Genomic DNA, 13,410 nt, shown 5'->3' with positions numbered 1-13,410 from the left:
AAACCCATGGAGTCGAGATAAAATGCATTGATTTAAAAGGAGAACCTAATGAACCCCATCATGACCAGTATCGGCCTGCTCATCTGCAGCAACGTCTTCATGACGTTTGCCTGGTACGCCCATCTCAAGAGCATGAATCACAAACCCTGGATCATCGCCGCCCTGGTGAGCTGGGGGATAGCCCTGTTCGAATACCTGTTGCAGGTGCCCGCCAACCGCATCGGCCACACCGTGCTCTCCGTCGGCCAGCTCAAGATCCTGCAGGAGGTGATCACCCTCACCGTGTTCGTTCCCTTCTCCATCTTCTATCTGAAAGAAGATCTGAAGTGGGACTACCTCTGGGCGGGTCTGTGCATCCTGGGCGCGGTCTTTTTTGTGTTCCGCGAAAAACTGACCGGCGCCTGAGGCTGTACACTCAAGCCATTCATCATCCCCCAGCCCTTTGAGCGACGAGGCCCCTCATGGAATTGAGAGACATGCTGCAGATCCTGGCCAAACAGGACGGTTCCGATCTCTATCTCTCCACCGGCGCCCCCCCCTGCGCCAAGTTCAACGGCGCCCTGCGCCCCCTCACCCAAGAGCCCCTGGGGCCGGGCGAGGTGGCCCGCATCGCCTACGACATCATGGATCTCGAGCAGAAACAGCAGTTCGAGAAAGAGCTGGAGATGAACCTCGCCATCTCCCTGCCCCAGATAGGCCGTTTTCGGGTCAACATCTTCAAGCAGCGCAATGAAGTCTCCCTGGTGGCGCGCAACATCAAGACCGAGATCCCCCGCTTCGAGGATCTCAAACTCCCTCCGGTGCTCCTCGACACCATCATGGAGAAGCGGGGTCTGGTGCTCTTCGTCGGCGGCACGGGGTCCGGCAAGTCCACGTCGCTCGCGGCCCTCATCGATCATCGCAACCGCAACAGCGGCGGCCACATCATCACCATCGAGGATCCGGTGGAGTTCGTCCATCGCCACCAGAAGAGCATCATCAACCAGCGGGAGGTGGGGGTGGATACCCGCAGCTTCCACGCGGCCCTGAAGAACACCCTGCGCCAGGCGCCGGACGTCATCCTCATCGGTGAAATCCGCGATCGGGAGACCATGGAGCATGCCCTCGCCTTCTCGGAGACCGGGCATCTGGCCATCTCCACCCTGCACGCCAACAACGCCAACCAGGCGCTGGATCGCATCATCAACTTCTTCCCGGAAGAGCGCAGACCCCAGCTGCTCAACGACCTTGGCAACAACCTCAAGGCCTTTGTCTCCCAGCGGCTGGTGAAGACCACGGACGGCGGGCGCCGGGCGGCGGTGGAGGTAATGCTAGGAACCCACACGGTGCGCGATCTCATCAAGCGCGGCGAGTTTGGCGGCCTCAAGGAGATCATGGAAAAATCCAGGGCCCTTGGCATGGTGACCTTCGACAGCACTCTGTTCGATCTGGTGGTCGAGGGGGTGATCGACGAGGAGGAGGCGGTGAAGAACGCGGACTCCCAGAACAACCTGCGCCTCAAGATCAAACTCTGGCGGGAGAAGGGCCAGATTGGCAACAGCGCGGCGGCGAGCGGCTGGAGCCTGGAGCCCACCAAGGACGAGGGCGACCTCTTCTGAGACGGGCCCGGCGGCCACGAAAAAGGGAACCCTCGGGTTCCCTTTTGCATGTGGGCAGGCATCACCCCTTCTGGATCAGCCCTATCTGGCCGGGCTCGCACCACTCGAACGTCACCTCTTCGTGCTTGCCGCAGCAGGAGCCGCCACACAGGCGGCTCTCCCGCTTGGCGACGTGCCCCTTGCGCATCCAGACCCCGAGCATGGCCTCTACCGCATCCTCGGAGGTGTGAAAGTGGCGGGCCAGCGCCCGCCGGCTCACCTTCTTGTGAAGGGCCAGATAGTCCCCCAGTTCACGCAGGATCACAGAATACCCTCCCTCTCGGCGCACTCGCCCCTGACCATGAGCCCCTTCACAGGGTCACCACCTTGCGGGCGACGATGTCGCCGTGACGACGCCCCAGCCACCAGAGCAGCACCAGGGAGAACAGATAGCTCAGGCTCCAGACCAGGCTCTGCGCCGGGTGGGCGGCGAAGGTCGCCAGTTGATAGAAGAGAGTGGCGCACAGGAAGGCGACGTAGTTGCACCAGGCGGCGGTGAACAGGGCCCACTGGCGACCGGTCTCTCGCACCAGAGCCCCCATGGCGGCGGCACAGGGCATGTAGAGCAGCACGAACAGCAGGTAGGCAAAGGCTCCGGCCACGCCGTCGAAGTGGGTCTGCATGTTGCCGTAGGTGGAGGTGTCCACCTCCTGGGCCTCGGCTGCCGCCTGCTTGTCCTCCAGATCCCCCACCTTGAGCCCCATGGGATCGGCGGGGTCGATGTCCGCCAGGTTGGCGGGAATGGTGGCCAGCGCCGCTTTCAGGCTGCCCAGCAGGGAGTATTCACTCTCCTCCTCATCACCGGCGCCGCCGGCGTAGAGGCTGTTGAGGGTAGCGACCACCGCCTCCTTGGCAAAGATGCCGGTGAGGATGCCCACCGTGGCCTGCCAGTTGTCGTCCCGCACGCCTATGGGATGCAGCACCGGGGTCACGGACTGGCTCAGCTTGCTCAGCACCGAGTTCTCCTGATCCTGGTTGCCGAAGCTGCCGTCGGTGCCCAGCGAATTGAGCACGCTCAGCACCGCCACCATCAGGACGATGGTCTTGCCCGCGCCGAAGATGAAGCCCTTGAGTTTCTGCCAGGTGCGCAGCCCCACGTCCACCGGACGGGGCCACTCGTAATCGGGCATCTCCATCACCATGGAGTCGCTCTTGCCCGGCAGCAGGGTGCTGCGCAGGAAGAGGCCGGTGAGCACCGCCACCAGGATGCCGAACAGATAGAGACCGAACACCAGGTTCTGCCCCGACTCGGGGAAGAAGGCCACCGCGAACAGGGCGTAGACCGGCAGACGGGCACCGCAGGACATGAAGGGTGCCATGGCCGAGGTCATCAGCCGCTCGCGCTCCGATCCCAGGGTGCGAGTCGCCATCACCGCGGGCACGGTGCAGCCAAAGCCCATCAGCATGGGGACGAAGGCCTTGCCGGGCAGGCCGAGGCGACGCATCAGGGCATCCACCACGAAGGCGGCGCGGGCCAGATAGCCGGAGCTCTCCAGCACCGCGAGGAAGAGAAAGAGGCAGCCCACCACGGGGATGAAGGTCGCCACCGTCTGCAAACCGGCACCCACGCCGTCCGCGAGCACGGCCCCCAGCCAGTCGGGGGCACTCATCAGCCCCAGCAGGTGGTGCACTCCGTCCACGAATAGGGCCCCCCCGAGGATGTCGAAAAAGTCGATGAAGGCGCTGCCCACCTTGATGGCGAACATGAACATCAGGTACATCACCAGCAGGAAGAAGGGGATGCCCACCCAGCGGTTGAGCAGCACCCTGTCCAGCCGTTCGCTCTGGGCGACGGTGAGCTTGTCCTGATGACGGCACGCCTGCTGGCACCAGTGGTGGATATGGCCGTAGCGCAAATCAGCGAGTTGCAGGTCGATGTCCTGGGCGTGGTGGGCGCGGCTCACCACGTTGTCCGCCGCCGCCTGCTGCCCCGCCGCCAGGGTCTCCTGCATGGCGATGTCTTCCTCCAGCAGGCGCAGGGCGCGACCACGGCGATGCAGATGATGGGGGGCGAGCAGAGTCTCCAGCTCGGCGATGTCTCCCTCGAGGGGCTGACCGTAGTCGAGCACCAGGGCGGGCTGGGACTGGCCGATATACTGGTGGATCCCCTCTTTGAAGGCCGCCACCTGCTGGCGATTGTGGGCCGAGAGTGACACCACGGGGCACCCCAGCGCCTTGGCGAGCAAGGCCTCGTCGATGGTGATGCGCCGCTTTTGCAGCAGATCCATCTTGTTGAGCACCACCACCATGGGCAGCCCCAGCTCCCGCAGTTGCAGGGTAAGGTAGAGGGAGCGCTCCAGGTTGGCGGCATCGATGACGTTGAGCAGCAGATCCGGCTGCTGGCGCTGGACGAAGCGGCTGGCGATCTGCTCGTCCAGGCTCGCCTCCTGGTTGGCCAGGGCATAGATGCCGGGCAGGTCCACCAGGGTGTATTCCTGCCCGCGGGCAGCAAAGGCCCCCATCTTCTTGTCGACGGTGACCCCGCTCCAGTTCCCCACCTGCTGGCGGGAGCCGGTCAGGGCGTTGAACAGGGAGGTCTTGCCGCTGTTGGGATTGCCCACTGTGACCAGGTTGTAGCTCATACCGGCTCCACCTCGATTTGCTGGGCCAGACTCCGCTGCATGGAGAGGCAGATGCCCTGGCACTGGATCTGGAGCGGGTCCCCCAGGGGGGCGGCCCGCAGATAGAGGATCTCGGTCTGGGGCAGCAGCCCCATCACCATCAGCTTGCGCCGCAAGGCGCGGCCAAGGTGGTTCATGTGCGTGATGCGAGCGCTCTGTCCCGGCGACAGCTCTGTGAGTACCATGACGGGCTCCTGAAGTTAAACAAGAATAATTCGCTTTTAATGGGGGGATTATAAGCTGTGCCCTCAACATTTATTTGCGTAAAATCAAACTCCGCTTAGCTAACCGACAAAGTATTGCCATGAGTCACGACAACAACAGCCGCCTGGTCTACAGCACGGACGGCGGCATGATCAAGGAATCCGCCCCCGCCCAGCACGCCTCCCCCTTCCCCGCCGACGGGGTCGTGCGCATCCGCCGCGAGACCAAGGGACGCAAGGGAGCCGGGGTCATCAGCATCCACGGCGTTCCCGCCGACCAGCAGAAGGCCCTCGCCACCCTGCTCAAGAAGAAGTGCGGTACCGGCGGCGGTCTCAAGGAGGGGATCATCGAGATCCAGGGGGACAAACGGGATCTTATCAGGGCCGAACTGGAGAAGGCCGGCTTTCAGGTCAAGCTGGTGGGGGGATAATTCCCCATCCCGCGCCTTGCCTCACCGGGGGTTTTTCCCTAGAATGCCCGCTCCCATCGAGGGGGAGTAGTCTCGCCACGGACCCGTTCCGTGCGCGATCCTGATCAACATACTTGGTGCCAACTCACCATGGTCAGGGTGATCCGGGCAATGCCGGATTTGACAAGACCTTTGACGGGCCAGTGCCAAAACCGGGGACGGATGGCGCAGGCTTGTCTTTGGTTTATAACAATTCCGTCCCCCGGTCATTTTTATGGAAGCCTTGTTAACCTCCACCATCAGCGTTGCCATCGCCGAGATCGGCGACAAGACACAGCTGCTGGCCCTGTTGCTCATCTGTCGTTTTCGCAAACCCTGGCCCATCATCGCCGGCATGCTGGCTGCCACCCTGCTCAACCACGCGGGTGCCGCCTGGATAGGGGAATTCATCAGTCGCTGGATGGATCCCAAGGTGATGACCTGGCTGGTCGCTGGCGCCTTCATCGCCATGGCCGCCTGGATCCTGGTGCCGGACAAGATGGACGATGAAGAGAGTTCCCTGGACAAGTACGGCCCCTTCATGGCCACCTTCGTGCTCTTCTTCATCGCCGAGATCGGTGACAAGACCCAGATAGCCACCGTGCTGCTGGCAGCCAAGTACGACTCCCTGATCCAGGTGATCACCGGCACCACCCTCGGCATGATGCTGGCCAACGTGCCCGTGGTGCTGCTCGGCAAGCTCGGGGCCGACAAGCTCCCCCTCAAGGGGATCCGCATTGCCTGCGCCATCCTCTTTGCGGGGCTTGGCATCTCCACCCTGATCTTCGCCTGACCTCCATAGAAGCCGGCGGGGGATCAGCGTGAGCACTGATCGCCACCGCCGCCCCGGATGTCCTTCAGGCCCCCTCCTCACGGCGGGGGCCTTTTTAGTGCAAAGACATGGCCCCGTGCCGCGACCTGTGTCGCAGCGCCGACGGCGCCCCTGCCCCGAGACGCGGCGCCGTGCCATAATGCCTTATCTTTCAGGCATCATGGCTTCAGGAGCCCCCATGCACCTCACCTCAAGACAGACCCTGCTCGACTGGGTCAGGCGCGGCCGCCTGCCACGGGCCTCGCTGCCTGCCGCCCTGGCCCTGTGCGATCTGCCCCCCGGCCCTGCCCGCTGGCAGTGGCTGTTCGACAGGCTGCTGCTCTGGCTCGGCTGCCTCTGCCTTGGCGCCGGCCTCGTCTTCTTCGTCGCCTTCAACTGGCAGGCCCTGGGGCGCCTCTCACGTCTCGCCCTGCTGGAGCTGCCGTTGCTCGCCATGCTCCTGGTGCTCTGGCGCAAACCCATGAGTGACACCCCGCGCCAGGCCCTGCTGCTGGCCCTGGCCCTCAACCTCGGCGCCCTGCTCGCCCTGGTGGGCCAGACCTACCAGACCGGCGCCGACCCCTGGCAGCTCTTCGCCACCTGGGCCCTGATGCTGCTGCCGCTGGCGGCCCTTGGCAGAAGCCCGCTGCTCTGGACCCTGGCCTGGCTGCTCGGTCAGCTCGCCCTGGTGCTCTACTGGCGGCTCGGCCTTCTCGATCTCTTCTTCTCCTTCAACGAGGAGGCCCTCGGCTGGTGCCTGACGCTGCTCAACGCCGCCCTCTGGGGTCTGCTCATCCTGGTGCCCGCCCGCTACGCCCTGATGCCCTCCTGGCTCGCGGGGCTGGCCGCGGGGCTCGGCATCACCCTGCTTACCCTGCTGGCCCTGTTCGATGCCGCCTCTCCCTGGGTCTGGCCTGCCTGGCTCGCCTGGCTCGGCGCCGCCTACCTGCGCTGGCACCACAGGTTCATCGCCGGGCTCGCCATGGGGTGCCTGAGCCTTATCGCCGTGATCCTCGCGGCCCTTGGCAAGTGGATGGAGCCGGACATGAACGGCTTTTTGCTGCTGGCTCTCATCGCCATCGGCCTGTCGGTGATGGCCAGCCGCTGGCTGCAAGAACAACGGAGGCAGCATGTCTGATCTCACCCCCTGGGAGCGCCTGCGTGCTGCTCAACTTGTGGAAGGGGATGCCCCCCGGGATGAACAGCCCCACTGGTCGGGCCGTTTTCTGCTCGGCATGGTGGGCTGGATAGCCGCCCTCTTCCTGCTCTTCTTCCTCTTCATGGCCTTCGAGCAGCTGACCCGCGACCCCAACAACGCCCTCACCATGGGGATGGTGCTGATGGCCGCCGCCCTCGGTCTCAACCGCATGGCGACCCGCAGCGATCTCTGGGATCAGTTCGTGCTGGCGCTGGCGCTGGCGGCAGATGCCTGGCTGCTCTACGGCCTGCTGGACAGGCTGGATCTGAACGTCGCGTGGCTCTGGTTCGGTCTGACCGCCTTCTCCCTCGGGGTGGCCGCCCTGTTCGAGCACTGGCTGATCAGGCTGTTCCACAGCTTCGCCGCCGCCATCCTGCTCACCCTCGCCCTCGCCTGCCTCGGCCTGCACCTGCTGGCCCTGCCGCTGGTGATGGGCGCCGTCGCCCTGTGCTGGCTGCAGGCGGAGCGCGATCCCGCCCGCCATCTGCTCTATGAATCCCTCACCCTGGGGCTGGCACTCTCCCTGCTGGTGCTGGGACGGCTGCACCACCCCCTGTGGGAGGGAGGCACCAGCGTGCTCAATGAGCTCGGCAGCTCCCGCCTGCCCCTCTGGCTCAATCCCCTGCTCTGCGCCGCCCTGCTGCTCGCGGTCATGGTTCGCCTCAGGCTGCCGCTGCGCTACGGGCTGCCGCTGGTGGTGATCAGCGCCATCATTCCCGGCATGGGGGCTGGCGCCCTGGTGCTGGTGCTCGGCTTCTACGCCGGCAGCCTGGCCCTGATGACCCTGGCAGGCCTGCTGCTGCTCGGCTTTGGCTCCCTCTATTACTACGATCTGGGGCTGACCCTGATGACCAAGTCCTGGCTGCTGCTCGCCTCGGGGGCCCTGCTGCTCGGTACCCGTCAGTGGCTCAAGCACCTTCACAACGGGAGCCCCTCATGAGACGCCTCGCCTTTTTGCTGACCGGTCTTGCCCTGCTCGCCGGCATCAACGCCGCCGTCTGGCGCTTCGAGCACGCCATGAGCCAGGGGGAGGTGGTGCTGATCGAGCTGGCACCGGTCGACCCCCGCTCCCTGATGCAGGGGGACTACATGCGCCTGAACTACGCCCTCGCCCGCCAGCTGGCGGGCCGCCAGGCCGCCGTCGGCCCCCACACCCTGGTCGTTCGCCTGGATGAACATCAGGTGGTGCACTGGGTGGAAGGGGGCAAGCCCGAGGCCCCTGGCCCGGGGGAGCGTCTGCTCAAGGTGCGCCAGCGCGACGGCCAGTGGTTTATCGGGCCTGACGCCTTCTTCTTCGAAGAGGGCACGGGAGATCAATATGAGTCGGCCCGCTACGGCGAGTTTCGCCTGCAAGAGGATGGCAACACCCTGCTGGTGGGGCTGAGGGACGAGGCGTTCACCCCCCTGGGTCACACCCGCCCGGCCTGGTAAAAAGGGGGCGCCGACCTGGTTGTGAGTGGCAAGATGATGACGGCCCCCGGCGGATAACGTCTGCGCCGGGTGGCGAAACGCCGTGACTTGGCAACACTTGAAACTGGGCACTCGGCAGCAGGACGGTCAGGATGAACATAGACATTGCAGTCCTCCTTCGCGGACTGGTCGCCTGCGCCGCCCTCGCGGCCATGGTCTGGGGCACTCCCGTGACCCAGGCCAGCCCGGCGCTCGCCAGCCTGCACTACCTCACCGAAGAGTACAAACCCTACAACTTCACCGGGGAGGATGGCGCCCCGACCGGCTTTGCCATCGACCTGCTGCACCTGGTGTGGCAAAAGACCGGCACCCCTGTCCAGCCCGTCAGCATCCTCCCCTGGGCCAGGGGTTACTACCTGCTGACCCAGAAACCCAATGTGGTACTCTTCTCCACCGCCCGCACCGAGGCGCGCAATCCCCTGTTCAAGTGGGCCTGCCCCATCGGCTATGCCGAGATAGTGTTGATGGGGCTCGCCAGTCGCCCCCTGACCTTGACCCGTCTGGAAGAGGCCCAGCGCTACACCATAGGCGCCGTGCGATCCGATGTGGGGGAGCAACTGCTGCTCAACGCCGGCTTCGACGAGCAGAAGATCATGACCGCCAACCGCCTCTCCCAGGTCCTGCGCATGCTCACCTCGGGCCGGGTCGAGCTGATCTCCAGCAACAAGTCCACCCTGCTGGATCTCATCAAGACCCAGCAGCTGGATCCCGCCCAGTTCGAGGTGCGCTGGATGTTGAGCTCCGAGCAGTACTGCTTCGCCTTCAGCCACCCGGTGGACGATGCCCTGGTCAGGGAGTTCCAGCTCGGCCTGACCCAGGTGCTGGCCAGCAGCGACTTCCAGCAGCTCCAGCACAAATACTTCCCCACCCCCTGACCTCTTCCCCCGCCGGTGCCGCCAAGGCCCCGGCCCGCCTTTGAGCCAGCGCACGAAACCCGTTTAATGTTCACCACTTGCAACGACAAGGGGTGACGCAGACCGTCCCGGGTCCGTAATATAGGGCGCAGGAGCCTGTTGGCCCCTTTTTCACGGCAAGGGGCAGGGCGCACGGTGGCAGCGACAGTCAGGGGCGGCAGCGTGCCCGCCGACCGCCTTCATCGGGCAGCGCCGCGCTCACGCCCTTCCCCGCCATCTCTCCGATCTCTTGGGAACACACATGCACAACACAGCGAAATGGTTGATGAGTCTCTCGGTCTGCGCCCTTCTGATGGCCTGCGGCGGTGACAAGACCACCGGCAAGGCCTGTCTCGGGTCAAACAACGACACCCTGGTGGAGGGGATGCAGGACAAGTGCAAGGCGGGGGACATTGTCGCCACCAAGCACCCGGCCTATTTCTGCGATTTCAACTACGCGGTCACCTTCAACAGCTACAACTCCGCGATTTGCGTCTACTCCGGCGGTCTGAAACCGGAGAGAACCACGGAAAAATCATAACTGGCGACCCATTTGCCCCGTCTGACACGAAGAGGGCGGCAGGATATGTGGTCAACACCCGGGCGGCGGTGCCGCCCAGGCCATCCGGGGGCGGCTTCGCCCCTATTTCACCCGCATCAGACGGTGATGCTGCCCGGCGCACTCGAGCTGGAGCACCTGGGATCGGGCCATGGCCTCCACCCTGGCCAGCATCTCGGCGCTGTAGCCCTTGCGGCGCATCCATTGCAAGGGCTCCTCAAAGCCCCCTTCGTTGACCACGAAGGTATCTGTGTAGGACTCCTTGACGATGCTGACCACCCAGATGCGCTGCTGAAACTCGCAGAGTCCGGCCACCAGGGTGGCCGCCCGCCCGGCAAGGGCGCGCACACGGCGGACAAGAAGATGAACCATGGTATGGGCTCCGAACTGATAAAAGGGAAAACAGACTGGCACCCGGGTGGACGCGCCCCCTGTGCCCTCTCAACCCGCCCCGCTCCTATCGCGGGGCAGACACCTGACTGGAAGGGGGCGGGTTACCGCCCTCCCCTGCGGCCCGGCGCTGGCGCTTGACCGCATACATGCTCGCATCGGCCCGGTTCAGCGCCTCCTCGACGCTGACCTCGGCTGGCATCACGGCCACCGCCCCCACGCTGGCACCGGGATAATGGATCACCTTATCCCCCACCGGCAGTGACAGCACGCTGTGCTCGAACAGGCGCTGGCGAAACGCCGCCACCGCCCCGTCCAGCGTGTCGGCGTCCGGGAAAGGCCCCATGCCCACGGCCACGAACTCGTCTCCCCCAAAGCGGGCCAGCAGATCGCCGCCACGCAGGGTCTCCCCCAGTTGCCGCGCCATGGCGGTGAGCAGCCTGTCCCCCGCCTCGTGGCCATGCTCGTCGTTGATGGCCTTGAAGCCATCGAGATCCACAAAGGCGATGAGCACCGGATGCCCCGCCCGCTCCGACAACGAGAAGAGGCGGGTGAGCTCCAGCATCAGGGCGCGGCGGTTGGGGAGCCCGGTGAGGGGATCGGAGAGGGCCAGGCGCGAGAGCTCGTCGTTGGCCTGCTGCAATTGCCGCAGCAGTTGCTCCCGCTCCACCTGTTCGGCAATCAGGTGCGCGAAGAAGGCGATGAGCTGCTGCGCACCCGCCACCGCGGGTTTTTGTTCGGTACTGGCGCCGCACAGGGTGCCATAGAGGGAGCCGGTCGAGGTGCGCACCGGGCTGCTCAGATAGGAGCGAATGCCGAGCTCGCTGGCCGCCTGGGAGTCCCCCCACAGAGCGGCGACGTCATCGGTGTAACCAATCTCTTCGTCGATGGCACGGCGACACAGGGTATCGCTCCACTCCACCGTCATCCCCTCGGGGATCTGCAGCCCGGCCACATTGCGGGCATAACGGACATGCTGGGTGCTTTGCCCGAGGTCAATCTCGGTGAGATAGGTCGACTCCAGCCCGGTCACCGACGCCAGCATCTCCAGCAAGGGGCGGGTCAGGCTCTCCAGATCCCGCGCGTTTATCATCTGCTCCGAGAGCGCCAGCAAAATTTTATCCATGCCTACCTCCACTACTGCGTGCATCTGATGGGCGACTACCTTAGCCAACTCGGGGCGGGCCCGACAAGCGGCAGACCGCGATTGACCGGGGGAAAGATCGATTTGTTCACATTTTGGCATAACCGGACCCCAAGCGGCGTCGCCATGCGAAACACAGGGGCACAACCCTGCCCTCGCCCCTGGGTGCCGGGTCGATTCCCGCCGCGTATTCGCCCACGGTCACCATCCCCTCTCCCCTTGAGGGAGAGGGTCAGGGTGGGGGTCACTCGCCGTCATTTGGCATTGCTACGCCTGTAGGGTCGATTGGCGAAGCATCATCGTCCGCGGTAACCGTCCCCTCTCCCCTTGGGGGAGAGGGTTAGGGTGAGGGGCCGGTAACCTCATTGCCTGGTGCAATGCCGCCCCACGCCTCAATGGCACGGCTTCGCCGCGCAGGACACGAGGACGCCGTCCTCGATGGGGTTTCGCCCGCGAGCCTCGGCGACTTCGGTTTGATCCCCTCTTCCCTTAGGGGAGAGGGTCAGGGTGAGGGGTCGGTAACGGCATTGCCTGGTGCAATGCCGCCCCACGCCTCAATGGCACGGCTTCGCCATGCAGGACGCGAGGACTCCGTCCTCGATGGGGTTTCGCCCGCGAGCCTCGGCGACTTCGGTTTGATCCCCTCTTCCCTTGGGGGAGAGGGTTAGGGTGAGGGGGCGGTAACATCATTGCATGGCGAATGCCGCCCCACGCCTCAATGGCACGGCTTCGCCGTGCAGGACACGAGGGCGCGGCCCTCGACGGGGTTTCGCCCGCCAGCCTCGGAGACTTCGGTTTGCTCCCCTCTCCCCTTGGGGGAGAGGGTTAGGGTGAGGGGTCGGTAACATCATTGCATGGCGAATGCCGCCCCACGCCTCAATGGCACGGCTTCGCCGTGCAGGACACGAGGGCGCGGCCCTCGACAGGGTTCCGCCCGCCAGCCTCGGCGACTTCGGTTTGATCCCCTCTCCCTTTCGAGAGAGGGCTAGGGTGAGGGGTCGGTAACGGCATTGCCGGGTGCAATGTCGTCCCACGCCTCCATGGCATGGCTTCGCCGTGCAGGACACGAGGGCACTGCCCTCGATGGGGTTTCGGCTTTGTCCCCTCTCCCCTTGCGGGAGAGGGCTAGGGTGAGGGGTGGGTAACGGCATTGCCTGGCGAATGCTGCCCCACGCCTCAATGGCACGGCTTCGCCGCGCAGGACACGAGGACTCCGTCCTCGATGGGGTTTCGCCGCCGCTGCGCGGCTTGGCGAGTGACTTTTCTTTGCGTGGCCAAAGAAAAGTCACCAAAAGAAAGGCCACCCCCACTTGTTCGCCCTCCTGCGTCGGGTTCCCTCGGTTCAGGCAAAAGGTCTGGCGGAACGACGCAGACGGTACATCCCTGTACCGCCTGCGTCTGCGCCGTCGTCCATGACGGCGCCCCTGACCTTGTGCCCTCACCTCGGCGAACAACAGGGGGGCAACACCCAACCCGCAGCACCGAGGCCAGTTAATTGACCATGACCTTGTGTTTGCGGGGTCAGGGTCGGGAGGGCTGTTCTCTCAGAGCCAATCCCTCGCCCACCCCATGACGAGATCAGATTGTCGCACCTATGCAACAGACCTCATCAAGATAGTTGCATTGGTGAAAAAATCATAGTGAATGCAACAGCAAGCGGCAGATATCTCTATCGAGAAACGGCTTTATATTGAAGGCCCGATAGTGAATATTTCACTGTAATAAAACCTTATTTCTCGAATGTCCGATTACGCTTCGCTAATCGAACCTACAACACTAATCAAGCATATATATTTTGGACATGAGTTTTAACATTGGAGGTATTGTGATAACGGATGATAAAGAATGGGGATGCAAACATAATAGGCTTCCAACAAGTGGAAATATAAAATCATGTTTAATAACTGTAAACGATCTAAGATGCATAGCCCAAAAACTAAGGAAGGTGCGAACAAGTCCCTGATATGAGATCATGTTTGTCATCTGGAGCCATGGAACAGGGTTCATCATGAGTCATCAACTTACCTTCGCCGAC

14 protein-coding genes are annotated in these 13,410 nt (G+C 63.9%); 9 read left to right on the top strand and 5 right to left on the bottom strand.

Annotated features, from left to right (window positions below):
- Positions 1-48: 48 nt before the first annotated feature.
- Both AB5Y50_RS00965 and tapW read left to right on the top strand, forming a co-directional pair.
- Complete coding sequence (locus tag AB5Y50_RS00965) at positions 49-405, top strand: DMT family protein (protein ID WP_010675200.1); 357 nt, start codon at positions 49-51, stop codon at positions 403-405.
- A gap of 56 nt (positions 406-461) precedes the next feature.
- Positions 462-1,598 carry a type IVa pilus ATPase TapW gene (gene tapW, locus AB5Y50_RS00960; RefSeq protein WP_029314740.1) on the top strand — a complete coding sequence of 379 codons (1,137 nt, stop codon included), beginning with the start codon at positions 462-464 and terminating at the stop codon, positions 1,596-1,598.
- A 61-nt stretch (positions 1,599-1,659) separates the two neighbouring features.
- On the opposite strand, the gene AB5Y50_RS00955 is transcribed toward tapW, so the two are convergent.
- Genes AB5Y50_RS00955 through AB5Y50_RS00945 form a run of 3 tightly spaced genes read right to left on the bottom strand, consistent with a single transcriptional unit; the run spans position 1,660 to position 4,443 of the window.
- Entirely contained in the window at positions 1,660-1,902 is a 243-nt protein-coding gene (locus tag AB5Y50_RS00955; protein WP_069785239.1) for a FeoC-like transcriptional regulator, read from the bottom strand.
- A 46-nt stretch (positions 1,903-1,948) separates the two neighbouring features.
- Positions 1,949-4,219 carry a Fe(2+) transporter permease subunit FeoB gene (gene feoB, locus AB5Y50_RS00950; RefSeq protein ID WP_069785240.1) on the bottom strand — a complete coding sequence of 757 codons (2,271 nt, stop codon included), beginning with the start codon at positions 4,217-4,219 and terminating at the stop codon, positions 1,949-1,951.
- Complete coding sequence (locus AB5Y50_RS00945; RefSeq protein WP_010675204.1) at positions 4,216-4,443, bottom strand: FeoA family protein; 228 nt, start codon at positions 4,441-4,443, stop codon at positions 4,216-4,218. Before AB5Y50_RS00945 ends, feoB begins: the two co-directional genes overlap by 4 nt.
- A gap of 119 nt (positions 4,444-4,562) precedes the next feature.
- On the opposite strand from AB5Y50_RS00945, the gene AB5Y50_RS00940 reads away from it, so the two are divergent.
- From AB5Y50_RS00940 to AB5Y50_RS00910, 7 genes are all read left to right on the top strand, one after another.
- Positions 4,563-4,892, top strand: a complete 330-nt coding sequence (locus tag AB5Y50_RS00940) for a translation initiation factor (protein ID WP_069785241.1) — start codon at positions 4,563-4,565, stop codon at positions 4,890-4,892.
- A 253-nt stretch (positions 4,893-5,145) separates the two neighbouring features.
- The gene (locus AB5Y50_RS00935; protein WP_010675206.1) at positions 5,146-5,703 is read left to right on the top strand and encodes a TMEM165/GDT1 family protein; all 558 of its coding nucleotides are present in this window, start codon (positions 5,146-5,148) and stop codon (positions 5,701-5,703) included.
- A gap of 217 nt (positions 5,704-5,920) precedes the next feature.
- Positions 5,921-6,859, top strand: coding sequence for a DUF2157 domain-containing protein (locus tag AB5Y50_RS00930; protein WP_069785242.1), 939 nt, complete (start codon positions 5,921-5,923; stop codon positions 6,857-6,859).
- Positions 6,852-7,859, top strand: a complete 1,008-nt coding sequence (locus tag AB5Y50_RS00925; RefSeq protein WP_042014995.1) for a DUF4401 domain-containing protein — start codon at positions 6,852-6,854, stop codon at positions 7,857-7,859. The genes AB5Y50_RS00930 and AB5Y50_RS00925 overlap by 8 nt, the downstream gene beginning before the upstream one ends.
- The gene (locus AB5Y50_RS00920) at positions 7,856-8,350 is read left to right on the top strand and encodes a GDYXXLXY domain-containing protein (RefSeq protein WP_161647983.1); all 495 of its coding nucleotides are present in this window, start codon (positions 7,856-7,858) and stop codon (positions 8,348-8,350) included. The genes AB5Y50_RS00925 and AB5Y50_RS00920 overlap by 4 nt, the downstream gene beginning before the upstream one ends.
- Positions 8,351-8,541: 191 nt before the next feature.
- Positions 8,542-9,264, top strand: a complete 723-nt coding sequence (locus AB5Y50_RS00915; RefSeq protein ID WP_266110026.1) for an ABC transporter substrate-binding protein — start codon at positions 8,542-8,544, stop codon at positions 9,262-9,264.
- Positions 9,265-9,544: 280 nt separating this feature from the next.
- Positions 9,545-9,823: a hypothetical protein gene (locus AB5Y50_RS00910; RefSeq protein ID WP_029314742.1), complete on the top strand. Its 279-nt coding sequence runs from the start codon at positions 9,545-9,547 to the stop codon at positions 9,821-9,823.
- Positions 9,824-9,925: 102 nt separating this feature from the next.
- On the opposite strand, the gene AB5Y50_RS00905 is transcribed toward AB5Y50_RS00910, so the two are convergent.
- Together AB5Y50_RS00905 and AB5Y50_RS00900 are read right to left on the bottom strand one after the other, a co-directional pair.
- A complete protein-coding gene (locus AB5Y50_RS00905) occupies positions 9,926-10,213 on the bottom strand; it encodes a hypothetical protein (RefSeq protein ID WP_042864058.1) in 288 nt (95 codons plus the stop codon).
- Positions 10,214-10,298: 85 nt separating this feature from the next.
- The gene (locus AB5Y50_RS00900; protein ID WP_319886547.1) at positions 10,299-11,357 is read right to left on the bottom strand and encodes a sensor domain-containing diguanylate cyclase; all 1,059 of its coding nucleotides are present in this window, start codon (positions 11,355-11,357) and stop codon (positions 10,299-10,301) included.
- Positions 11,358-13,410: the final 2,053 nt, after the last annotated feature.

Source organism: Aeromonas sp. s6 (assembly GCF_040907815.1).
Classification (GTDB): domain Bacteria; phylum Pseudomonadota; class Gammaproteobacteria; order Enterobacterales; family Aeromonadaceae; genus Aeromonas; species Aeromonas caviae.
Note: the sequence above shows the minus strand (reverse complement) of the source record. Positions and strands in the feature narration are given on the sequence as shown.